General features: G+C 65.7%; 19 protein-coding genes. 13 read left to right on the forward strand and 6 right to left on the reverse strand.

Annotation, left to right across the window (positions count from 1 at the left end; translation table 11 throughout):
• Positions 1 to 6: 6 nt before the first annotated feature.
• Positions 7 to 1,692, reverse strand: a complete 1,686-nt coding sequence (gene ptsP / locus QMG72_RS15965; protein WP_283481036.1) for a phosphoenolpyruvate--protein phosphotransferase — start codon at positions 1,690 to 1,692, stop codon at positions 7 to 9.
• Positions 1,693 to 1,852: 160 nt separating this feature from the next.
• Here ptsP and QMG72_RS15970 point away from each other — a divergent pair, with 160 nt between their 5' ends.
• From QMG72_RS15970 to QMG72_RS15990, 5 genes are all read left to right on the forward strand, one after another.
• Positions 1,853 to 2,581: a TetR/AcrR family transcriptional regulator gene (locus QMG72_RS15970; protein WP_226775824.1), complete on the forward strand. Its 729-nt coding sequence runs from the start codon at positions 1,853 to 1,855 to the stop codon at positions 2,579 to 2,581.
• A 56-nt stretch (positions 2,582 to 2,637) separates the two neighbouring features.
• Positions 2,638 to 4,626, forward strand: coding sequence for a PTS mannitol transporter subunit IICBA (locus tag QMG72_RS15975; protein WP_283481037.1), 1,989 nt, complete (start codon positions 2,638 to 2,640; stop codon positions 4,624 to 4,626).
• A complete protein-coding gene (locus QMG72_RS15980) occupies positions 4,626 to 5,786 on the forward strand; it encodes a mannitol-1-phosphate 5-dehydrogenase (RefSeq protein ID WP_283481039.1) in 1,161 nt (386 codons plus the stop codon). The genes QMG72_RS15975 and QMG72_RS15980 overlap by 1 nt, the downstream gene beginning before the upstream one ends.
• A gap of 207 nt (positions 5,787 to 5,993) precedes the next feature.
• Entirely contained in the window at positions 5,994 to 6,464 is a 471-nt protein-coding gene (locus tag QMG72_RS15985) for a MarR family winged helix-turn-helix transcriptional regulator (protein ID WP_283481040.1), read from the forward strand.
• A 40-nt stretch (positions 6,465 to 6,504) separates the two neighbouring features.
• Positions 6,505 to 7,731 carry an MFS transporter gene (locus QMG72_RS15990; protein ID WP_282359993.1) on the forward strand — a complete coding sequence of 409 codons (1,227 nt, stop codon included), beginning with the start codon at positions 6,505 to 6,507 and terminating at the stop codon, positions 7,729 to 7,731.
• A gap of 109 nt (positions 7,732 to 7,840) precedes the next feature.
• Here QMG72_RS15990 and QMG72_RS15995 read toward each other — a convergent pair whose 3' ends face one another.
• The 3 genes from QMG72_RS15995 to rraA all read right to left on the reverse strand — a co-directional run bounded on the left by QMG72_RS15995 (position 7,841) and on the right by rraA (position 11,674).
• Positions 7,841 to 9,292 carry a sugar porter family MFS transporter gene (locus QMG72_RS15995; RefSeq protein WP_226775819.1) on the reverse strand — a complete coding sequence of 484 codons (1,452 nt, stop codon included), beginning with the start codon at positions 9,290 to 9,292 and terminating at the stop codon, positions 7,841 to 7,843.
• Between the two features lie 147 nt (positions 9,293 to 9,439).
• Positions 9,440 to 11,095, reverse strand: a complete 1,656-nt coding sequence (locus QMG72_RS16000) for an MDR family MFS transporter (RefSeq protein WP_282359992.1) — start codon at positions 11,093 to 11,095, stop codon at positions 9,440 to 9,442.
• A 102-nt stretch (positions 11,096 to 11,197) separates the two neighbouring features.
• Positions 11,198 to 11,674: a ribonuclease E activity regulator RraA gene (gene rraA / locus QMG72_RS16005; RefSeq protein ID WP_226775817.1), complete on the reverse strand. Its 477-nt coding sequence runs from the start codon at positions 11,672 to 11,674 to the stop codon at positions 11,198 to 11,200.
• 109 nt (positions 11,675 to 11,783) lie between these two features.
• On the opposite strand from rraA, the gene QMG72_RS16010 reads away from it, so the two are divergent.
• From QMG72_RS16010 to QMG72_RS16030, 5 genes are all read left to right on the forward strand, one after another.
• Positions 11,784 to 13,097, forward strand: a complete 1,314-nt coding sequence (locus tag QMG72_RS16010) for an MFS transporter (protein WP_282359991.1) — start codon at positions 11,784 to 11,786, stop codon at positions 13,095 to 13,097.
• Positions 13,098 to 13,234: 137 nt separating this feature from the next.
• A complete protein-coding gene (locus QMG72_RS16015; RefSeq protein ID WP_282468046.1) occupies positions 13,235 to 13,828 on the forward strand; it encodes a helix-turn-helix domain-containing protein in 594 nt (197 codons plus the stop codon).
• Positions 13,829 to 14,128: 300 nt separating this feature from the next.
• Positions 14,129 to 15,340 carry an NAD(P)-dependent malic enzyme gene (locus QMG72_RS16020; protein ID WP_226775814.1) on the forward strand — a complete coding sequence of 404 codons (1,212 nt, stop codon included), beginning with the start codon at positions 14,129 to 14,131 and terminating at the stop codon, positions 15,338 to 15,340.
• A gap of 23 nt (positions 15,341 to 15,363) precedes the next feature.
• Positions 15,364 to 15,864 carry a DUF456 domain-containing protein gene (locus QMG72_RS16025; RefSeq protein ID WP_226775813.1) on the forward strand — a complete coding sequence of 167 codons (501 nt, stop codon included), beginning with the start codon at positions 15,364 to 15,366 and terminating at the stop codon, positions 15,862 to 15,864.
• A 46-nt stretch (positions 15,865 to 15,910) separates the two neighbouring features.
• Positions 15,911 to 16,267 carry a nuclear transport factor 2 family protein gene (locus tag QMG72_RS16030; RefSeq protein WP_226775812.1) on the forward strand — a complete coding sequence of 119 codons (357 nt, stop codon included), beginning with the start codon at positions 15,911 to 15,913 and terminating at the stop codon, positions 16,265 to 16,267.
• A gap of 182 nt (positions 16,268 to 16,449) precedes the next feature.
• On the opposite strand, the gene QMG72_RS16035 is transcribed toward QMG72_RS16030, so the two are convergent.
• A complete protein-coding gene (locus QMG72_RS16035; RefSeq protein WP_226775829.1) occupies positions 16,450 to 16,908 on the reverse strand; it encodes an Lrp/AsnC family transcriptional regulator in 459 nt (152 codons plus the stop codon).
• A gap of 415 nt (positions 16,909 to 17,323) precedes the next feature.
• Here QMG72_RS16035 and gluQRS point away from each other — a divergent pair, with 415 nt between their 5' ends.
• From gluQRS to QMG72_RS16050, 3 genes are read left to right on the forward strand one after another with little or no spacing between them, the layout of a single operon-like run.
• Positions 17,324 to 18,205, forward strand: coding sequence for a tRNA glutamyl-Q(34) synthetase GluQRS (gene gluQRS / locus QMG72_RS16040; protein ID WP_226775811.1), 882 nt, complete (start codon positions 17,324 to 17,326; stop codon positions 18,203 to 18,205).
• Positions 18,206 to 18,240: 35 nt separating this feature from the next.
• The gene (locus tag QMG72_RS16045; RefSeq protein ID WP_283481047.1) at positions 18,241 to 18,909 is read left to right on the forward strand and encodes an HD domain-containing protein; all 669 of its coding nucleotides are present in this window, start codon (positions 18,241 to 18,243) and stop codon (positions 18,907 to 18,909) included.
• A 2-nt stretch (positions 18,910 to 18,911) separates the two neighbouring features.
• Positions 18,912 to 19,916, forward strand: coding sequence for an NADP-dependent oxidoreductase (locus QMG72_RS16050; RefSeq protein WP_226775828.1), 1,005 nt, complete (start codon positions 18,912 to 18,914; stop codon positions 19,914 to 19,916).
• Positions 19,917 to 19,937: 21 nt separating this feature from the next.
• On the opposite strand, the gene QMG72_RS16055 is transcribed toward QMG72_RS16050, so the two are convergent.
• Positions 19,938 to 21,254 (reverse strand): ATP-binding protein, encoded by a 1,317-nt coding sequence (locus QMG72_RS16055; protein ID WP_226775809.1) that lies wholly within the window; start codon positions 21,252 to 21,254, stop codon positions 19,938 to 19,940.
• Positions 21,255 to 21,397: the final 143 nt, after the last annotated feature.

Consider the following 21,397-nt stretch of genomic DNA (forward strand, 5'->3'; position numbering starts at 1 on the left):
GCGGCGCTAGAGCCCCAGTTCTTCCAGGACGGGCAGCTTCGCCCGGACCCAGGCGCGGGCCTCGGTGGCGCTCGGCGCGGAGAGGGCAAGTTTGGCGAGTTCCTGTGCCTCGGCCAGGGTGACAGTCTTCAGCACCGCGGCCACTGCTGCCAGGGACCGGGCCGTCATGGACAAGGTCGAGACGCCAAGCCCGGTCAGGACGACGGCGAGGGCAGGGTCCGCTGCGGCCTCGCCGCAAACGCCGACCGGCTTGCGGTGGCCCTCCGCGACGGAACCTTCAACGGTTAGGCCCACCAGTCGAAGCACGGCAGGCTGCCAGGGTGTGTTGAGCCCTGCGAGCGGCCCCAGCTGGCGGTCGGCTGCCATCGCGTACTGCGTGAGGTCGTTGGTACCCAGGCTCGCGAAGGCCACCTCGCGAAGGATGGCCTCGGCGGTGAGCGCCGCGGACGGGACCTCGACCATGACCCCGGGGGTTTTGATTCCGGCCTCGGCGCACAGGGTGGCGAAGCGGGCGGCCTCCTCGGCGGTGGAAATCATCGGCGCCATGACCCACACGTCCGCCTCGGATTCCTGTTCGGCCCTGGCAATGGCCTGCAACTGCCGTTCCAGTACACCCGGTGTGGTGAAATCGGTGCGGTAGCCGCGGACACCGAGGGCAGGGTTCGGTTCGGTGGCGTCGGTAAGGAAAGGCAGCGGCTTGTCAGCGCCGGCGTCGAGGGTTCGGAGCACAACCTTCTTGCCGGGGAAGGCAGCAAAGACGCCCTGGTACGCGGCGGCCTGTTCGTCAACTGTGGGTTCGGTGTCGCGTTCCAGGAAGCAAAACTCGGTCCGGAACAGTCCCACACCCTGGGCATTGAGCTTCGCGGCGGCCACGGCATCCTTGGCCCCGCCGACGTTGGCGAGCAGCGGCACCAGGTGGCCGTCCGCCGTGGCACCCGTTCCGTCGAAGTCCGCCAGCAGCGACGCGGTGGCAGCCCAGTGTTCGGCGGCGGCCCGCTGGGAGTCGTCCGGGTCCACGGTGATCAGGCCGGCGGCGCCGTCCACGTAGACCTCGGTGCCGTCCGAAATCCGGTCGACGCCGGCGGCGGCAACGATGGCGGGCAGGCCCAGTGAGCGGGCGATGATCGCCGTGTGGGACTGCGGTCCGCCGCCGGCCGTGAGCAGGGCCAGAATCTTATCCGGATCCAGGGTCGCGGTGTCCGCCGGGGCGAGGTCTTCGGCGATCAGGATAAACGGGGTGGGGGAGTTTGGGATGCCCGGGGCGGGGACGCCGCGCAGCTCGGCGACGATGCGGGCGCGGACGTCCAGGACGTCAGTAGCGCGTTCGGCCATGTAGCCGCCCAGGTTATGCAGCATTTCCGAGACGGAAGCGCCGGCTTCCCAGATGGCCCGTTGGCCGGAGGTGCCGCGGCCGATCAGCTTGGCGGCGGATTTCAGAAGCATGGTGTCCGTCGCCATCAGTGCTGTTGCCTCCAGGACTGCCTTCCCGTCGCCGCTGACGGTCTCGGCGCGGGCCTTCAGCACATCGTGCACGGCCCTAGCGGCAGTCTTCAGGGCCGCTGTCGCCTCCTCGGCCGTGACCCCGGCCGGGAGCTGCTCCCCGGCGGGTGGTTCGCTGACTGGTTTGGGCATTTGGCGAACGGGTCCGATGATGCGGCCGGGGCTGACGCCTACTCCTGGGAAGTTCTGCATTGAAGGTCCTCATTCTCTGACGGCAGCCGTGCCCGTCGGAACACCTGCGGGCCGGGGCAGCAGCTGCCTAGCGCTGTTGTTGCTGCCGTAAATCTGCGTTCTTGAAAAGTGTATGTGATGCACTTCATATAGCGTTGCTATAGATGCTAGGCTAGCGCGTATGAGTGTGAATGGCGAGTTGCCGCCGAAGACGCGGCTGCTGCAGGCGGCCGCCGAATTGCTCGCCACGTCGGCTGGCGGATCGATCTCGACGCGCCAGATCACGCAGGCTGCACGCGTGACTGCACCGACGCTGTATCACCACTTCGGTGACAAAGAAGGGCTCTTTGACGCCGTTATTACGGAGGGTTTCAGAGCCTATGTTGCGGGCGAACGTGATTTCGCCCCGTCCGGACAGCCGATGGAGGATATCCGGCGCATGTGGGACAACCATGTGCACTTTGGGCTCGCTAACCCCGAGCTCTACCTGGTGATGTTCGGCAACATCCGTCCGGAAAGCCGCCCCGCGGTCATCGCTGATGCCGAGGCGCTGATGGAGGAGCTGCTCACCACTGCCGCTGTGATGGGTCACCTGAACGTTCCCCCGCGGGAGGCTGCCAGAAGCATTCTGGCCGCAACCGTGGGGGTTACGCTGATGCTGATCTCCGAGCGTGCTGCCGACCGAAACCTTGAGCTGTCCGCGATGACGCGGGATGCCATGGTCTTTGCCGTCTCCACGGACAAGGCCAAGGCCTCCGGGCCCGGTTCCTCCGGGGAGTCCTCCGTGGTGGTGGCTGCGATCGCCCTGAACGCCGCACTCCAGTCCTCGGATCCGGCGCAGCTCTCCAGCTCAGAACTCAAGCTCTTCCTCGAATGGCTCCACCGGATCTCCACCAGCGCCAAAGGCTGATCCGCGCCACATTCACCCATCCTGCGCTGTCGCAGGAGTGACGTTTAGGAAACCACATGGCAACAGATACAGTTGCAAAACCCCGCACCAGCGCACGCGTGCACGTGCAAAAATTCGGGACATTCCTGTCCGGGATGATTATGCCCAATATCGGTGCGTTCATTGCGTGGGGCATCATCACGGCCCTCTTCATTGAGAAGGGCTGGCTTCCCGTGCCGGCGTTGGGTGGCTTCGGCACCAACGCCGACGGGGACCCGAATGTGGGCCTCGTCGGCCCGATGATCACCTATCTGCTGCCCCTGCTGATTGGATACACCGGCGGGAAGATGGTCTACGACGTCCGCGGCGGCGTTGTTGGCGCCATCGGCACCATGGGGGTGATTGTCGGCGCCGGCATCCCGATGTTCATCGGCGCCATGATCATGGGCCCGCTTGGCGGCTGGACCATAAAAAAGATCGACGCCCTCTGGGACGGCAAGATCCGCCCCGGTTTTGAAATGCTGGTGAACAACTTCGCCGCCGGCATTTGGGGCGCCCTGCTGGCCCTGCTGGGCTTCTACGGCATTTCACCGCTCGTGTCCGCCTTCAGCGCCGGTGCCGGGAACGTAGTACAGTTCCTCGTCAACAACGGACTCCTGCCGCTGACCAGCATCTTTATCGAACCGGCCAAGGTGCTCTTTTTGAACAACGCCATCAACCACGGCGTGCTCACTCCGCTGGGCGTCCAACAGTCCCTGGAGCAGGGAAAATCCATCCTGTTCCTGCTCGAGGCTAATCCCGGCCCGGGCCTGGGCATCCTGCTGGCCTACATGTTCTTCGGCCGGGGCCTCGCCAAGGGGTCGGCACCGGGCGCTGCGATCATCCACTTCTTCGGCGGCATCCACGAAATCTACTTCCCGTACGTCCTGATGCGTCCGCTGCTGATCCTTGCCGCGATCGCCGGCGGCATGACGGGAATTGCCACCCTTGCCGTGACCAACGCCGGTCTTGTGGCGCCGGCGGCTCCGGGGTCCATCATTGCCGTCCTCGCCCAGACCAGCCGGGACAGCTACTTCGGTGTGATCCTTTCGGTCCTGTTGGCAGCAGCAGTCTCCTTCCTGGTCGCAGCGGTCATCCTCAAAACGGGCAAAGTCTCTGACGAGGACGAACTGGCCGAAGCAACGTCGCGGATGGAAGAAATGAAGGGCAAAAAGAGCTCTGTTTCCGCCGCGCTGATCGGCGGCGGCGGGGTGGCGGTGATGGCAGGTCCAATCCAAAGCATTGTGTTCGCCTGCGACGCCGGCATGGGCTCCAGCGCCATGGGTGCTTCGGTGCTGCGCAACAAAATCAGGGCGGCCGGCTTCCCGGACGTCAAGGTCACCAACTCCGCCATTGCCAACCTCACGGACAGCTACGACGTTGTGATCACCCACCAGGACCTCACCGAACGGGCCAGGCCGCTGACGGGCAAAGCGCTGCACTACTCTGTCGACAACTTTATGAGCAGCCCGCGGTATGACGAAGTGGTGGAACTCGTCTCGCACAGCAACACCGCCGGGGCCCCGGAGGCGGCGCCGGCAACGGGCGGTGCGCACGCCGCGACGGCTCCGGAAGGCGGATCCGACGGCGGCACCGCCGGCATCCTGGTGGCCGAGAGCGTCCTGCTCAGCGGCACCGCAACTACGCGGGACCAGGCGATCGACGAGGCCGGCAAGCTCCTGCTGGACCGCGGCGCCGTCGACAACGGTTACTTGGATGCCATGCACGAGCGCGAGGAATCCGTCTCGACGTACATGGGCAGCTTCCTGGCCATACCGCACGGTACCAACGCCGCCAAGGACCACATCATCAAGTCGGCGGTCTCCGTGATCCGCTACCCCGAGGGCATCGACTGGAACGGCAAGGAAGTGAAGTTCGTCGTTGGCGTCGCCGGAATCAACAACGAGCACCTGCACATCCTGTCCTCGATCGCCAAGGTCTTTACCAACAAGGCCCAGGTGGCACAGCTCGAGGCTGCCACCACTGTCGAGGAAATCCTGGACCTGTTCGGAAAGGTTAATTCATAGTGAAGGCTGTTCATTTCGGAGCCGGAAACATCGGGCGCGGCTTTGTGGGCTTGCTGCTGCACGAGGCGGGGTACGAGGTGGTGTTTGCGGACGTTGCGGAGGACCTCATCACCGACCTCGCGGCAGCCGACAGCTACCGGGTCCACGAGGTAGGCGAACACCCCACCGTCCGCACCGTGGAGAATTTCCGCGCGCTGAACTCCACCCGCCAGGAGGCGGAGGTCATCGCGGAAATCTCGACGGCGGACGTGGTCACCACGGCGGTGGGGCCGCATATTCTCAAGTTCGTGGCTCCCGTGATCGCCAAGGGGATCGCCGCTCGAACGGCCGGCCTCGCTCCGCTGCAGGTGATGGCGTGCGAGAACGCGATCAACGCAACCGACATTTTGAAGTCCGAGGTCTCCGCCCGGTGGGACGGCGCCGCCGGTTCGCTCGATGACAAGCTCGATGAAAAGGCAGTGTTCGCGAACACTGCCGTGGACCGGATCGTTCCCAACCAAGCGGCAGGGCAGGGCCTGGACGTCACTGTCGAGACGTTCTACGAATGGGTTATTGACCGGACCCCGTTTGCCGGCAAGGAGCCGGAAATTCCGGGTGCGACCTTCGTGGATGAACTGGAGCCATACATCGAGCGGAAACTGTTCACCGTGAACACCGGGCACGCCGCGGCGGCGTACTTCGGTTTCCAGGGCGGCCTGGAAAAGATTTCCGAGGCCATGGCCGATCAGGACGTCGCCGCCGACGTGCGTGCCGTCCTGGATGAAACCAAAGAGCTCCTGGTGGCCAAGCATGGCTTCAACCGGGATGAGCAGGAGAGCTACGTCCAAAAGATCCTGGGCCGGTTTTCCAACCCGCACCTGCCGGACACTGTGAACCGCGTGGGCCGGGCGCCGTTGCGCAAGCTCAGCCGGCACGAGCGCTTCATCGGTCCGGCGGCGGAGCTGGCCGAGCGCGGGATCGTCCCGGAGGCCCTGCTCGGCGCCATCGCAGCAGCCCTGCGCTTCAACGACCCGGCCGACGCCGAAGCCGTGGAGCTGGGGCAGATCCTGGCGTCTTTGGGCGCCGATGAGGCAACGGCGAAAATCACCGGACTAAACCCGGAGCACCCGCTGTTCCAGGCGGTCTCAGCCCTGGTCGCGGAGGCCAAAGCCGCCGGCTAAGGCGTTTGATTCGTTCGACGCAGCACCGCCGACGCCGGAACTCAGCCGAGTTCCGGCGTCGTGGCGTTTAAGCCCACGCCAGCCGTGACCCGCGGTGCGCTATCACAGTGGGTCCTTATCCGAGGGCTCCGGCGGGCCCCACCGGAAGGGTCAAGGCGCGGCGGACGAGTTGACTGTTAGGGTGCCTAACAGTTAGGCTACCTAATTATGAACGACAGCCAACCGACGACATCCGCTTTGGTCCGCCTCGCCCAGGACTTTCGCGAGGCACTGCGGCACAGCGTCTACCTGGTTCGCCGGCTGGACTCCGGCGGTGAGCTTAGTGCCGCACAGCTCAGCACCCTCAAAATGTTGCTGGAGGGCCCGGCTCCTGCTGAAAACACCGGTGCCAGGGTTGGTGAAATTGCGCGGAACCTCGGCGTCAAGGTGCCCAGTGCGACCGAACAGATCATCAAGCTCGAACGCGCCGGCCTGGCCCGCCGCGAGCCGGACCCTGACGACTCCCGGGCGGTCCGGGTGCGGCTCACCCCGGCGGGACGCGCCGCCGTCGACTCCGGGGATCACCGCCGGAACACCGCCATGGCCGGAATCCTCGCCTCGCTTTCCGACGCCGACCGCGCTGCCCTTGCCGCCGCGCTGCCAGTTATCGGCAAGATCAACGCGATGCTTCAGGACTGACTTTCAACCCGATTTCCCGACATTTTTTAGGAGCAACCCCATGCACGGCCAGCCCGCTGACACCCTGCCGGTAGCGGAAGATACCCTCAAAGCCGAAAAGGCCTCATTACTCAAACAGCCCAAGGCGGTATGGGCGACAGCCCTTGCCGCCGTGTTCGCCTTTATGGGTATCGGCCTGGTGGATCCCATCCTGCCGGCGATCGCCAAAAACCTCGATGCCTCGCAAAGCGAAGTCTCCCTGCTTTTCACCAGCTACTTCCTTGTCACGGCCGTCGCGATGCTGATTACCGGCTTCGTCTCGTCCCGCATCGGCGGGAAGCGCACACTGCTGATTGGGCTCGCCGTGATCGTTGTCTTCGCGTCGTTGTCCGGTACTTCGGAAAGCGTCGGGGAGCTCATTGGCTTCCGGGCCGGCTGGGGACTGGGCAATGCCTTGTTCGTAGCCACGGCCCTGGCGGTTATTGTTGGGGTCGCCAGCGGCGGCGCCGGTACGGCGATTATCCTCTACGAAGCGGCCCTGGGCCTGGGTATTTCGCTCGGCCCGCTGCTCGGGGCACTTCTTGGCGGCTGGCAGTGGCGGGCGCCGTTCTTTGGTACGGCAGTGCTGATGGCCGCCGCGTTCATCGCCCTGCTGGCCTTGTTGCCCAAGACCGCGCTGCCGGCGCGGAAAGTCAGGCTTCGGGATCCGCTGCTGGCTCTTGGCCACAAGGGCCTGCGGACGACGGCGGCGAGCGGCTTGTTCTACAACTACGGCTTTTTCACCGTCCTTGCTTTCACGCCGTTTATCCTCGGGATGGACGCTTATGGGATCGGCGGGGTTTTCTTCGGCTGGGGCGTCGCCGTCGCTGTTTTCTCGGTTTTCGCGGCCCCCGTGCTGCAGAACCGCTTCGGGGCCGTCCGGGTCCTCACCGGCACGCTCGCCTTGTTGCTGCTGGACCTGGTGGGTTTGGGGCTGGCCGCCGGCCACTCGGTGCCCGCCGTCGTGGTGCTTGTGGTGATCTCCGGCGCACTGCTGGGCATCAACAACACCATCTACACCGAGCTGGCGATGGGGGTATCGGATTCGCCCCGGCCGGTCGCGTCCGCGGGCTACAACTTCGTCCGTTGGATGGGCGGCGCACTGGCGCCGTTCGCGGCTGCCCAGCTCGGCGAGAACTTCGGGCCGCAGGTGCCGTTCTTCGCTGCTGCGGTGGCCATGGCAGCGGCGATTGCCGTAGTCCTTGGCGGCCGCAGCTATTTGACGGCGCACGAACCGCACGCCATTTAACCGCCCGCCCGGCCTTCTGCCGGGAGGCAGAAGACGCCCATGTTCCCCAGGAACATGGGCGTCTTGCTGCCGTCCGGGGCAGATCTGCCCGGCCCGCGCGATCTGCGGCTCAGGCCTTTCCGGCAGCCTTCGCCGAGCCCTTCGGAACAAAAAGGGTCTCGGCGTGCTCCAGGGACATGCCGTTGGTCTCCGGGACCTTGAACTTCACGAAGAAGAACGACGCCGCGGCGAAGATCGCGTACATGGCGTAGGTCAGGGGCAGCGAGGCTGCCGCCATGACCGGAAAGCTCAGGGTGATGGCAAAGTTGGCTATCCACTGGGCGGCCGCGGCGAGGCCCAGGGCGCGGGCACGGATCCGGGACGGGAAGATTTCCCCCAGCAGTACCCAGACCAGCGGGCCCCAGGAGGCACCGAAGCTGATCACAAAAACGTTGGCGGCAACCAGGGCGGCGGGCCCCCAGGCGCCCGGCAGCGAAATGGCGTCTCCGGTTCCGGTGGCGGAACCGAAGGCCAGGGCCATGGTGCCCAGCGAGACCGCCATCCCGATGGAACCCGCAAGCATAATGGGCCGCCGGCCGATCCGGTCCACCAGGGCTATCGCCACGAGCGTCACCAGGATGTTCGTGACCGCGGTGGCCACGGAGATGGTCAGGGAGTCCTTTTCCTGGAAACCAACGGCCTTCCACAGGGTTGTGGAGTAGTAGAAGATAACGTTGATGCCGACGAATTGCTGCAGGACGGACAGAATGATGCCGATCCACACCACGGGCTGCAGCCCGAAGGCCTTGCCGCGCAGGGAGCCCTTCTGGCCCGCGATCTGGTCCTCCTCGACGGATTTTTTGATGTCCCGCAGCTGGCGGTCAGTGTCTTCGCTCGGGGCGATGGAGCGGAAGATCCTGAGGGCTTCTTCGTCCTTCCCCTGAACCACCAGGAACCGCGGCGACTCGGGCAGGGTGAAGGCGATCCAGCCGTAGACGACGGCGGGCACGGCGGCCGCGAGGAACATCCAGCGCCAGGCCTCGATGCCGAACCAGAGGATTTCAGCGGCGCCGCCGGCGAAGTTCGCGAACAGTGCGTCTGAGAGCAGAGCAGCGAAAATACCCGTGGTGATGGCGAGTTGCTGCAGTGAAGCCAGCCTGCCGCGGACGTGGCGCGGGGAGATTTCGGAAATGTACGCCGGGGCGATCACCGAAGCCAGGCCGATGCCCAGGCCGCCGACCAGCCGCCAGAAGATGAGGTCCCACACGCTGAAGGCGAAACCGGTCCCGATCGCGCTGACCAGGAATAGCAGCGCACCGAGCTTCATGGCGGGGATGCGCCCGTAGCGGTCGGCGATCTTGCCGGCCAGGTAAGCACCGGCGGCACAGCCCAGAAGCGCCACGGCCACCGCGAAGCCGGTCACGGCCTCGCTGAGGGCAAACTCGTTCTTGATGGCGTCGACGGCGCCGTTGACCACGGAGGAATCGAAGCCGAAGAGGAATCCGCCCACCGCCCCCGCGACTGCCAGCCAAATAACCCGCTGGGGGATCTTGGCTGGGGTCTGTTCTGCGCTGCTTGTCATCCTGGCTCCCTCGGCTTTTTTACGTTCCACGGACTGCGCCGCAACTTCCCAGTCTTACACCGGACGCAGTGGAGCGCCTGTCACAAGACCAGAAAGTGAGAGCAAACTTACACTCTGGCGGACAGGCGCCCCACGGTGCTGCGGACCCTAGTGGGCGGCGGCTGAACTTTCCCGGGCGATCGCCTTGGGGTCCGTCAGTTTTTTGTTCGGCAGGGCGAAGGTGATCAGGAATGCGATGCCGGTCAGCACGGCAGCCGTGAGCATCACGGCGTCGATTGACTGCGCGAAGCCCTCGGTGATCGGGCGTGTCAGCGTGGAATTCGCGGTGTGCAGCCAGCTGGTGTCGTTCAGCGAGTCGTTGCTGGCCCCGCCCTTGAAGAATTCATACAGCTTGGCGTTGGCGGGGTCAGCTGCGATTGCCGGATCCTTGAGCACTTTGAGGTAGTCCGCGTTCTGCGCGGCGTCCTTCATGCCGGTGGCGATCTTGTCTGCTGCGAGGCTGAAAAGCATGGAGATGAATACGGCGGTTCCGACGGCGCCGCCCATCGAGCGGAAGAACGCGGCTGCGGAGGTGCCCACGCCCATGTCCTTCGACGGCACAGAGACCTGCATGGCCAGCGTCAGCGGCTGCATGCAGAAGCCCAGGCCCAGGCCGAAGAACACGGCGATGGCACCCGGGACCCACAGCGGAGTATCGACGCCCAGCGAGAGGCCCATAACGACGGCGGCCGCCGTCAGGACGGCGGTGCCCAGGATCGGGAAGACCCGGTAGGTGCCCGACGCCGAGATGGTCCGGCCGGCCGTGATGGAACCGGTGAGGATGCCGACTGTGAAGGTGATCATCATTAGGCCGGCTTCGGTGGGGGTCAGGCCCTTGACCAGCTGCAGGTACATGGGAAGCATTGCGATCGCGCCAAACATGCCGATGCCGATGATGAAGTTCAGCAGTGAAGACAGCCCGAACGTGATGTTCTGGAACAGCCGCAGCGGGATCAGTGCGTAGTCGCCGGCGCGCTTTTCGGCCAGCAGGAACGCGACGATGCCCACAACGCCCAGTCCGTAGCAGAGATAGGAGTTGGCCGAGCTCCAGCCCCAACTGCGGCCCTGTTCGGCCACGAGCAGGAGCGGGACGATCGCCAGCGTAATGGCCGCGGCACCCCAGTAGTCGATCTTCTGCTTCACGTGCTTGGCCGGCAGGTGCAGGTACATAAAGACCACCGTGAGGGCGGCAAGTCCGATCGGCAGGTTGATCAGGAATACCCAGCGCCAGCCGTCGATGCCGAGGATGGTCGCCGAACCGGCGAAGGCGCCGCCGATCACCGGACCCAGGACGGAGGAGACACCGAAGACCGACATAAAGTAGCCCTGGTACTTGGCGCGGTCCTTGAGTGCCACGATGTCGCCGATGATGGTCAAGGCGAGTGCCAGGAGGCCGCCGGCGCCCATACCCTGGATGCCGCGGGCGATGGCGAGCTCGGTCATGGAGTGGACCGAGCCGGCGTAGAGCGAGCCGGCGAGGAAGATCAGGATCGCGATGAGGTACAGCGGGCGTCGCCCGAAGATGTCGCTGAGCTTGCCGTAGAGCGGCGTGCTCACTGTGGAGGTGATGAGGTACGCCGTGGTGGCCCAGGCCTGCAGGGACAATCCGTCGAGGTCGTTGGCGATGGTGTAGATCGAGGTGGACACGATCGTCTGGTCGAGCGAGGACAGGAACATGCCGAGCATGAGTCCCACCATGACGGTGATGGTCTGACGATGGGTCAGGACCTCTCCCGCAGCGGGCGCGGAGGTGGTTTTGGACATGACTGCTCCAAGAGGAAGAGTGGGAATAAGCCGATAGTTGCTTTCAGTAACTATGTTACCGGCTGATTTGTTCCCGCCTCCAACTGCCGGCGAACAAAGTCGTCAGCGTTCCACCAGTATCCCGTCGGGATCGCACCAGATCATTGCGCCCGGCCGGAGAACAACGCCGTCGATCTCCAACTCCACGCCGCTCGCACCGGCGCCCGCCTTCGCGCTTTTACGCGGGTTGCTGCCGAGCGCCTTGACTCCCAGCGGCAGCCCGGCGATGGCCGTCCGGTCGCGGATCGCGCCGTAAACAACAACGCCGGCCCAGCCGTTCGCGACGGCGCTGGCCGCGATCAGGTCGCCCATCAGGGCGGTGCGCAGCGAGCCGCCGCCGTCCACCACCAGGACGGCGCCACCGCCGGGTGTGGCGAGGGTGGACTTGACCAGGGCATTGTCCTCGAAGCAGCGGATGGTCCGGATCGGTCCGCCGAAGTGCGATAGTCCGCCCAGCGACTGGAACTGCAGGGCAATCGAGTCGAGCTCCTCGCCCCGTTCGTCGTAAAGGTCGGCGGTATTCACTGCAGATGCGGCCATCGGTTCTCCTGGGCTGGAAATAGGGGGGCGGATCGTCATCCCCACGATAGTCTGGCTGCTCATCGATCTTCAGTGTGCGTCATCCGTTTCCGGGGGGGAACCGAATTACATGAGCCTGTCCGATCTACCCGGAGCAGCTCCGGACCCAGCCCATGGCCCCGCCGCGGGACAATTGAGGGCCGGAGCGCTCGCCGAGCCTGAACGGGCGGTACGCCCCGTCTGGATCGCCGGGGTGGTGCTCGTCAACCTCGGCATCAACGCGGCATTTTTCGCCCCGCTCCAAGTACTTCTCGGCCAGCAGGCGGCAACCTTCAGCGAAGCCGACAAGGAGGCCATCCTCGCCCTCGTCACCGGGGCCGGCGCAGCAGTCTCGCTGGTCGCCAATCCCTTGTTCGGCGCGTTCAGCGACCGCACCTCCGCGCGGATGGGCCGTCGGGTGCCCTGGGTCCTCTTCGGGGCCATCCTCGGCGCCGTGGCCTTGATCGCGCTCGCCGGGGCGCCGAACGTTGCCAGTATGACGCTGATCTGGTGCCTTGTGCAGGCCGGCTGCAACGGGGCGTATGCCGCGATTACCGCAGCCATCCCAGACCGCGTGCCGGTGGCCCAGCGCGGCACGGTCGGGGGCCTTGCCGCGATGGGGCAGACGGTCGGCATCCTGGCCGGCGCGGTGATAGCTGCCGCGGTGACCGGCAACTTCGCCGTGGGGTATCTGGTCTGCGCCGTGGCCCTGCTCGCCGGCGTTGTGCTGTATTTCTTCAGGAGCGACGACGTCCCGCTCCCGGCCGAGGTCCGGCCGCCGTTCCGTTTGGCCGACTTCGCCACGGGCTTCTGGATTTCGCCGGTGCTCTACCCGGACTTCGGCTGGGCCTGGCTGACCAGGCTCCTGGTGAACATCGGAAACCACATGATCACCCTGTACCTGCTCTTTTTCCTCACGGACGCAGTCCAGCTTGAGCAGACGCAGGGCATCCCGCCGGAACTCGGTGTGCTCGTCCTGACCGGCCTGTATGCGGTAATGGTGATCATCAGCAGTGTCATCGGCGGCAGAATCAGTGACCGGATGGGGAAGCGGAAGCCGCTCGTGATCATTTCCTCACTCATCATCGCGGCGGCCGCGCTGATTCTGGCGTTTGCCCCCAGCTGGACCGGGGCACTGCTGGGCGCCTCCGTGCTGGGCCTCGGCTTCGGTTGCTACCTTGCGGTCGACTTCGCCCTGATCACGCAGGTGCTGCCGGCGGCACGGAGCCGCGGCAGGGACCTGGGTGTCCTCAATATCGCCAATTCCCTGCCCCAGGTGCTCGCGCCGCTCATCGCCTTCCCGTTCGTGACGATGTGGGGAGGCTACGTTTCGCTGTTTGTGGCGGCAGCAGTCATCGGCCTGCTGGGGGCCGTCTTTGTGGTCAAGATCAAGGGCGTCGACTAGCCCGGGTTGGGCCCGGGGGCGTCACGTATAGTGGACGGGAAGTGCCGCGGCAGTGCTGGGGGGAATCCCTCCAGGCTGCCGAGAAAACTGACCACGGAACGCTGCTGATGCCTGAATTCCCCGTACAACTTCCACCGATGGCCCCTCCCCCCACCCTGCCCAGGCAGCGGATTCGCTATACCCGGATCCTCGAGGTAGCCACCGGGTTCGCGCGCAAGGGGCTGGACTCCGTGGTCCTCTCCGAAGTCGCCGCCCGAGCCGGCGTTCCGCTGGGCACCCTGTACCGGTATTTTCCCTCCGCCGCGCAACTGGTGCTCGCGCTTTACCGCAAGCAGCTCACGGAACTGCACGCCCCGGCGGGGACAGCCGCGGGACGCTGCGCCAAGCATCCCGCAGCCTCGGCCCAGGGTGAGGTTCCGGCACTGGCGCTGGCCGGCGTCGTGATGGAGATCTTGCACATGCGCCTGATGCAGCCTGCCGTGGAGCAGAGCCTGAACAAGGCGGTGTACACCACGGACACGGACACCACCAAGCTGCTCCGCGAAATTGACGACGCGGCGCAGAAGGCGGTCACGGCCGTCAGCGGCGACGCCGCCAGCGCCCGAGTGCTGCTGCTCGCCGTAACGGGGCTGGTCCAGTCCGTGCGCTGCCGGCGGCTGTCCCTCTTCGAAGCCGAGGAAGACCTCAAAAAGGCCTGTTTCCTGCTGGCCCGCAGCCGTCCGGCGGCGTAACTGGTCTAGTCCAGGTGGCCCTTCTTCTGCAAAATAGCGGCGATTTCCTGTGACCGGGCTCACTAGGCATGGAGGATAAACGTTTCACCCTGTCCGGTGTCCGTCCTGCGGCGCGTTACGCCGGAGCCGGGCTGTTTACCATTACAGAACCGGAGCGGCCCGCCGCCTGCACGACCGGAGCTAAGCCGCAGATCCGCCAACCTCGGGTCGGAGCCGATGTTCCCCCAGATTATCTTGAGCATCCCTGTGCTTGAGCTTCCATAAGCCGTGCGCCCACGGTGAGCCTTAGGAGACAACGACGTGTCCACAGAAACAACGATTCCCGCCGACGCCACTTCCCCCACAGAGCCCCTCACGGTGCTCAGCGACGAGGAAATTTTCGCTTCCCACCAGGGCGGCAAGCTTTCCGTTTCCAGCACCGTGCCGCTCGCCACCAAGCGCGAGCTGTCCATCGCCTATACGCCCGGCGTTGCCCAGGTCAGCCGTGCAATCGCCGCCAACCCGGAGCTTGCGAAGACGCTCACCTGGGCCCAACGCCTGGTTGTCGTTGTCAGCGACGGCACCGCCGTCCTGGGCCTCGGCGACATCGGGCCCAGCGCATCGCTGCCGGTGATGGAGGGCAAGTCCGCCCTGTTCAAGGCTTTCGGCGAACTTGACTCCATCCCGCTGGTGCTCAACACCACCAACGTCGACGAGATCGTGGAGACCCTCGTCCGCCTGCGTCCGAGCTACGGCGCCGTCAATCTTGAAGACGTCTCTGCGCCGCGCTGCTTCGAACTCGAGGAGAAGCTCATTGCGGCCCTTGACTGCCCAGTGATGCACGATGACCAGCACGGCACCGCCGTCGTCGTTCTCGCCGCACTTACCGGCGCCGCCAAGGTGACCGGAAGGGGCCTTGAGAAATTGCGTGTTGTCGTCTCGGGCGCCGGCGCTGCCGGGATCGCCGTCGCACAGATGCTCCTGGCCGCCGGGATCACCGACGTTGTGCTGCTGGATTCGAAGGGTGTTCTCAACAGCGGGCGTGCGGATATCGCCGCCGACCCGGCCGGCAAGAAGGCCACTTTGGCCGCCAGCGGCAACCCCCGCGGCGTCTCCGGCGGCCCCGCCGAGGCGCTCCTGGACGCGGACGTCTTTATCGGCGTCTCCTCATCGAAGCTGGCCGAGGAACACCTCAAGCTCATGAGCCGGGATTCGATCGTATTCGCGCTGTCCAACCCGGACCCCGAAGTCCTGCCGGAGGTCGCACGCAAGTATGCGGCCGTGGTCGCCACCGGCCGCAGCGACTTCCCGAACCAGATCAACAATGTCCTCGCGTTCCCCGGCATCTTCCGCGGAGCCCTCGACGCTGGCGCCCGACGCATCACGCCGGCCATGAAGCTGGCCGCGGCCCGGGCCATCGCCGCACTCGCCGACGAGGACCTTTCCGCGGACTACATCGTCCCCAGCCCGCTGGATCCCCGGGTGGCCCCGGCGGTTTCGGCCGCCGTCGCCGCGGCGGTGGAAGCCGAGTAGCCGCAGGTGAATAGGCTGGGGAGATGAACCCTGAGCCTGTGGTGACAATCCTGTGCGGCATCGCCATTCTGGTCGGCGTCGCCGGCACCGTGATCCCGGTCCTTCCCGGCAGCATCCTGATCGGACTGAGCCTGCTGGCCTGGGCCATCTGGGGCGGCGCCGGAACCACCGGCTGGGTGGTGTTCGGGATCGGACTGGTCTTTGTCCTGTCGGGAATGGCGGCCAGTGCGGTCCTGACCGGGCGGAAACTCAAAGAGCACAGCATTCCCGGCCGGTCGGTGGTGGCAGGGCTGGTCCTTGGGGTGGCGGGGATGTTGATCATCCCCGTCGTGGGACTTTTTGTTGGGTTCGCCGCCGGCCTGCTGCTCAGCGAGCTGCACCGCACACGCGTTTTCGGCACGGCCCTGGCGTCCAGCTGGGCGGCGTTGAAAGCAACCGGGCTGGGCATGATTGTTGAGTTCGGCCTCGCCTGCCTCGCCGCCAGCACCTGGGTGATCGGCCTGTGGATCACGGCCGCAGCTTAGTCGAGGACGCTTGCGGGCGCCCGGAAGCAGGGAGTACAAACGAGGCATGAGAGATAATGTAGCGCGCTGGATCCAGCACTACATCACAGCCTGGACGTCGAACGCACCGGAGGACATCAGGGCACTCTTCACCGAGGACGCCCAGTACTTCACCCGTCCTGATGATCCCGAGCCTTGGAGCGGGCGTGAGCAAATTGTGGACCGCTGGATCGCCAGGCTGGACGAGCCGGGGGACTGGACCTTTGAGTGGAATCTCCTCGGGGTCGACGGCGGCAGGGCCTTCGTGCAGGGCCGCACCGAATACCGCGGTGACAGCCCAAGCTATAACAACCTCTGGGTCATCCAGCTCACGGGGGACGGCCGCGCCACGGCATTCACCGAATGGTTTATGCCCCGGCAGTGACTTTGGGGACGCTCCGGGCCGCCCTGGCTGCTGCGGCCGCCGTTGTTCCCGTGCCGAGGCCTGATGCTGATGGTGCCGCTGAGCTTGTGTCCGAGCTGGTTGGGCCGCTGGTTGGGCCGCTGCGCGCTTGCGGCCCGGTCCCTGGCCAGCCGGCCCGGCGCGGCGACGTCCGCTCCGTAGGTTCAGGAAGCCAGCAGTCCCGTTGTCCGGTACGGGATGACCTCGCGCAGGAACATGCTGGTGGAGGTCCGCACAATTCCGGGACAAAGCCGGATTTCCTCGGAGACGCGGTACAGATCGTCCGGGCTTGTGGCCACCACCCTGATCAACAAGTCCGTCTCGCCGGCCGGAGCGTGGCACTCAAGAACCTCCGGGATGTTCCGCAGCGCGGCGATCGCCTCGTTCAGATGGCTCTGGTCCAGTTCCGCGCTCACGGACGCCGCCACTCCCCGGCCCAGCGCGGAGGGCAGCACCCGACTGCTGTTGGGACGCAGCGCGCCCGATGCTGTCATCCGCTCAAGACGCGACTGTACGGTCCCGCGGGCCAGGCCCAGTTTCTGGGCCAGCACCATAATGGGCATCCGGGGGTCATCGTCCAGGGCGACGAGGATCCGCCGGTCGGTGGCGTCGAGTTGCTGCAAAGTGACCACTACTTGCCCATCCCTTCGGCTTATGTTGATCAGATTGACCAATATAAGCGATGTCCGTTGCACTAACTGTAGGGCGTCTGTTCAAATGGTGACAACAAAGGGATGCGAGCTACCGCCGGATCCCGAAGGCTACAGGTACCCCGGTACACCACCCGGACCCTCGATGAGGCTTCCCGCAAGGAACCCGCCGCTGATTGACACTTGTTCACGCATTGTCTTTCCACAGTCACGGTTACCCGACCCGCTGTCCTTACGATTTGATTCGCTGTTCGTAGGATTTACGGTGCCAGGGCCCGGAGCAACAGTCCGGGTCCGGCACGGCAAGGGCCCCTGAGCTACCGGCGCCGGTATTCCGTTGTCATCGGTAGCTGAGGGGCCCTTGTGTTTCCCCGCATAGGGTGGTGCCATGACATCTGCCGGCCGCTTCGCCCCCAGCCCCTCCGGCGAACTGCACGTGGGCAACCTCCGGACCGCCGTCCTTGCCTGGCTCTTCGCCCGCTCCACCGGCCGGCGCTTTTTGCTCCGGGTCGAAGACCTGGACCGCGCACGGACCGGGGCCGAGGCCGCGCAGCTGCGGGACCTGGTGGCCATCGGCGTGAGCTGGGACGGCGGCGTCGTGCGCCAGACGGAACGCGAACCGCTGTACACGGCGGCGATTTCGCGGCTGGAATCCGCCGGCCTGAGCTACGAGTGCTTCTGCACCCGCCGCGAAATCCAGGAAGCCCCGTCCGCCCCGCATGCGCCGCAGGGGGCCTACCCGGGCACCTGCAGGAACCTGTCCGCGGCTGAGCGGGACGCCAAGCGCGCCGTCCGGCCTGCCGCGATCCGGCTCCGCGCCGACGTCGCCGAAGCAACAGTGGACGATGTGCTGCACGGCAGCTACACCGGGGTGGTGGACGACTTTGTGCTCAGGCGAAATGACGGTGTGGCCGCCTACAACCTGGCAGTGGTGGTCGACGACGCGGCCCAAGGGGTCGACCAGGTGGTGCGGGGCGATGATCTGCTGCCCTCCACACCCCGTCAGGCCTACCTGGCTTCCCTCCTGAATATTCCCGTACCGGAATATGCCCATGTCCCGCTTATCCTCAATGCCGACGGGATCCGGCTTGCCAAGCGGGACGGGGCCGTGACCTTGGCAGACCTGGGCCGTGCGGGGGTATCGGGCGAGGACGTGAGGGACATACTGCTGTCCTCCGTCGGTCTGCCGGCGGGGTCCTTGGACCAAGCCCTTGCGGCATTCCGGCCTGCGATGCTGCCGCTTCAGCCCTGGGTGTGGCCCGGGGTGTAACCTGAGCCGCCGGCCCGGACGCGTAGGCTTGAACCATGTCAGAACCAGCACACCCCCGATTCACTGTTGAGACCGCGAAGGTCCTCGCCGAGGTGGCTCACAACCGCCAAAAGGACAAGCTCAAGAAGCCCTACCGAGAGCACGTTATCGCCGTCGGGGATGCCTTGGCGGACTTCGACGACGACATCCGGATCGCCGGCTACCTGCACGATATCGCGGAGGATACCCCGATGACCCGGCAGGCACTGCTGGACATGGGTGTCTCGGAGCGGGCGGCGGACATTGTTGAGCGGGTCACGAAGCGCCTGCACGAGAACCCGGATGACTACCAGGCCGGAATCCGCTATATCGCCGGGGACCACGACGCCACCTTGGTGAAGATCGCCGACAACGCGCATAACTCCTTGCCCTCCAGGGTCAAGGCGCTGGCCGAAAAGTGGCCCGACAAGCCGCCCGTCACCCGGTACGACGAGGCCCGCCCGGTGCTCTACGCAGCTGTTCCGGTCGAGGAGACCCGGAAGATCCTCGCCCGGATCAACCCGTGGCTGCTCCAGGAGCTTGACGACTTGCTGGACGAAGCCGATGACACCGATTATGAAAATCTCTCGTACGCAGATGCGCCGTCGGCCGTCCCGGCGGACGCAGAACCGCTGGCGGGGGCCGTAGGGGACACGGCTGCCGGGCAAGGCGCCGACCAGAAGTGAGCATGCGGGCGTTTGTGCTCACACGCTACGGCGGGGCCGAGGCAATGGAGCTCCAGGACGTCCCCGAACCCCTACCGGGGGTCGGCGAGGTGCGGATCAGAGTTGAAGCGGCAGGCCTGAACCCGGTCGACTTCCGAATCCGCGATGGTGATTTGCGCCCTCTCAATCGGCTTCGCTTGCCCATCATCGCCGGCTGCGAAGCCGCCGGGACCGTGGACGCCGTCGGGCCCGGGCCGAGCCGCTTCGCCGTCGGCGACAACGTGTATGCGCGCGTGGACAAAAAACGGCTCGGTGCGTTCGCAGAGTACGTCTGCGTCCGGGAGGAACTGGTGGCCGCGATGCCTGCCTCGCTCGATTTCGCCGCAGCCGCAGGACTGCCGCTGGCGGGGCTGACGGCACTGCAGGCGCTGCGCGATGTACTCGGCGTCGGCCCCGGGACCCGGCTTTTCATCTCCGGCGGCTCGGGAGGTGTTGGCACATTGGCAATCCAGTTGGCCAAACACTTCGGGGCAGACGTCACGACGACCGCATCCCCGGCCGGCTTGGCCCTGGTGCGCAGGCTTGGCGCCGACCATGTCATCGACTACACCCGGGAGGAATTCCCGGCGCTGCTGAGCAACTTCGACGCCGTACTGGATCTGGTCGGTGGAGAGACACTAAAAAAATCCTTCGGCATCCTCCGGCCTGGCGGCAAAGTGGTCTCCATTGCGGGGGTGCCGGAGCCCCGCACCGCGACGGTGGACCTGAAGGCGCCACCGTGGATCACCGTCGTGTTCGCGCTGATGAGCCTGGGAATCCGACGGCGCGCCCGCAAGGTCAAGGCAAGCTACCGGTACCTCTTTATGCACCCCAGCGGTGATGATCTCCGCGTTCTGGCTACCCTCGTCGACGGCGGGCAACTGCAGCCGGTGATGGACAGCAGTTACCCGTTTGCACGGATCGGTGAGGCTTTCGCCGCCCTTGAGCTGGGCCACGCCAAGGGCAAGATCGTCGTCACTATCCGCTAGGACCATGCCGCCAGGCGGTGGCTACACCCGGCCGAGGGCGTCGATGTCCTCGAGGAACAGCTGGTGGACTTCGTCGCTGACAGTGGTCCGGGTGTCCGCAATCGCATCGAGATAGTCCCGGGTTGCGGGGCCCTTCCGGACTGCGTCGCGGCTGGGGCCGGTGCCGCTGGACGCCAGCCCGCCGTCGTCGTACACGGCCTTCTCCAGCGCCCGCTGGGACGCGCTCCGGGCCGCATATTCGATGTCCGCCGGGGAGAAGCCCTCGGTCCGGTCCACCAGCAGTTCGACGTCGACATCGTCCACGACGGTGGCCGGGATAAAGCGCTCCCACATGGCTTCGCGGGCCTGGCGGTCGGGGAGGCCGATGGGGATGACATAGTCGAAGCGGCCATGTCGCAGGAACGCATTGTCCAGGGCGCGGATGAAGTTGGTGGCGCAGACCAGCAGGCGGCCGGGCTGTTCGCGGAAGGCCGGGATGATCTTGAGCAGTTCGTTCGTGACACCTTGGAGCGGCGACGGCGGTTCGCCGGAGCGCTGGGAGGCGATCTCTTCCACCTCGTCGATGAAGACGACGGCATGCTCCAGTTCGGCGATCTCCAGGAATGTCTCGCGCAGCGCGCCGGCGAGGCCCTTGGGATCGGAAGCCAGCCGGGAGGGGAAAACCTCGACGAACGGCCATTCGAGGCGGGACGCGATGGCCTTGGCGAAGGTTGTTTTGCCGGTTCCGGGAGGCCCGAAGAGGACGACGGCGCGTGGCGGCACCACGCCGTATTCGTCGGCAAGGTCGGCCTCCGCGAGCGGCAGGACAAGGCGGCGCTCCAGCAGTTCCTTCTCCTTGCGCATTCCGGCGACGTTTTCCCACAGGTCGCGGGCCAGGATCCGGCCGCCAAGCTGGCTGAGGGGCTCAAGTTCCTGCCGCTGCACCGGGATCTTCCGCTCGAAGTAGCGCAGGTTCTTCTTCAGCACAAAGCCGCGGCTCACAAATGCCTCCACCCGGGTCTCCGATTCCGGCATCAGGGCGGAGAGCTTGTTCAGGCCATGGGGCGCCATCCGGTTCTCGACGGCGGCCAGCAGCGATGTGCCGATCCCGCGGCCGCGGTACTCGGGGAGGGTGGCCAGGAAGACCACCCAGCCCTGGTCGTGGGCGGCCCGGCCGACGGCGGCGCCCACCACCTGATCACCTTGCACCGCCACGACGGCGTGGTCCTTCTCGCAGGATGCCAGCACTTCGGAGAGCGCGTATACCGGCTCGACATTGGTGGCCTTGAGGGACTCCCAGAGGTTCAGGATGCCGTCAAGGTCGGTCGAATGGAAATCCCTGATTCGCCAGTTGGTCATAAGGTGTCTCCCGGGTGGTTCGTCGATGAGCCAGCGTGAATCTGTCTGCTGAGCATATGCGACGCGCCGATACTAAGGGTTGCGGGGAAGTTGCGTTACGGCGTCGCCACAGTCTGGTCCCGCCGGCGGCGCCCCCGTCTGGT

Origin of the sequence: Pseudarthrobacter sp. PH31-O2 (genome assembly GCF_030063265.1) — a bacterium.
GTDB lineage: Bacteria > Actinomycetota > Actinomycetes > Actinomycetales > Micrococcaceae > Arthrobacter.

What these genes read in the sequence shown, in the direction of transcription:
- gluQRS (WP_226775811.1), top strand. Translation starts at nt 17,324, where the DNA reads ATGACATCTGCCGGCCGCTTCGCCCCCAGCCCCTCCGGCGAACTGCAC.
- QMG72_RS16000 (WP_282359992.1), bottom strand. Translation starts at nt 11,095, where the DNA reads ATGTCCAAAACCACCTCCGCGCCCGCTGCGGGAGAGGTCCTGACCCAT.
- rraA (WP_226775817.1), bottom strand. Translation starts at nt 11,674, where the DNA reads ATGGCCGCATCTGCAGTGAATACCGCCGACCTTTACGACGAACGGGGC.
- QMG72_RS16030 (WP_226775812.1), top strand. Translation starts at nt 15,911, where the DNA reads ATGAGAGATAATGTAGCGCGCTGGATCCAGCACTACATCACAGCCTGG.
- QMG72_RS15975 (WP_283481037.1), top strand. Translation starts at nt 2,638, where the DNA reads ATGGCAACAGATACAGTTGCAAAACCCCGCACCAGCGCACGCGTGCAC.
- QMG72_RS15990 (WP_282359993.1), top strand. Translation starts at nt 6,505, where the DNA reads ATGCACGGCCAGCCCGCTGACACCCTGCCGGTAGCGGAAGATACCCTC.
- QMG72_RS16050 (WP_226775828.1), top strand. Translation starts at nt 18,912, where the DNA reads ATGCGGGCGTTTGTGCTCACACGCTACGGCGGGGCCGAGGCAATGGAG.
- ptsP (WP_283481036.1), bottom strand. Translation starts at nt 1,692, where the DNA reads ATGCAGAACTTCCCAGGAGTAGGCGTCAGCCCCGGCCGCATCATCGGA.
- QMG72_RS16045 (WP_283481047.1), top strand. Translation starts at nt 18,241, where the DNA reads ATGTCAGAACCAGCACACCCCCGATTCACTGTTGAGACCGCGAAGGTC.
- QMG72_RS16025 (WP_226775813.1), top strand. Translation starts at nt 15,364, where the DNA reads ATGAACCCTGAGCCTGTGGTGACAATCCTGTGCGGCATCGCCATTCTG.
- QMG72_RS15985 (WP_283481040.1), top strand. Translation starts at nt 5,994, where the DNA reads ATGAACGACAGCCAACCGACGACATCCGCTTTGGTCCGCCTCGCCCAG.
- QMG72_RS16010 (WP_282359991.1), top strand. Translation starts at nt 11,784, where the DNA reads ATGAGCCTGTCCGATCTACCCGGAGCAGCTCCGGACCCAGCCCATGGC.
- QMG72_RS15995 (WP_226775819.1), bottom strand. Translation starts at nt 9,292, where the DNA reads ATGACAAGCAGCGCAGAACAGACCCCAGCCAAGATCCCCCAGCGGGTT.
- QMG72_RS15970 (WP_226775824.1), top strand. Translation starts at nt 1,853, where the DNA reads ATGAGTGTGAATGGCGAGTTGCCGCCGAAGACGCGGCTGCTGCAGGCG.
- QMG72_RS16055 (WP_226775809.1), bottom strand. Translation starts at nt 21,254, where the DNA reads ATGACCAACTGGCGAATCAGGGATTTCCATTCGACCGACCTTGACGGC.
- QMG72_RS16015 (WP_282468046.1), top strand. Translation starts at nt 13,235, where the DNA reads ATGGCCCCTCCCCCCACCCTGCCCAGGCAGCGGATTCGCTATACCCGG.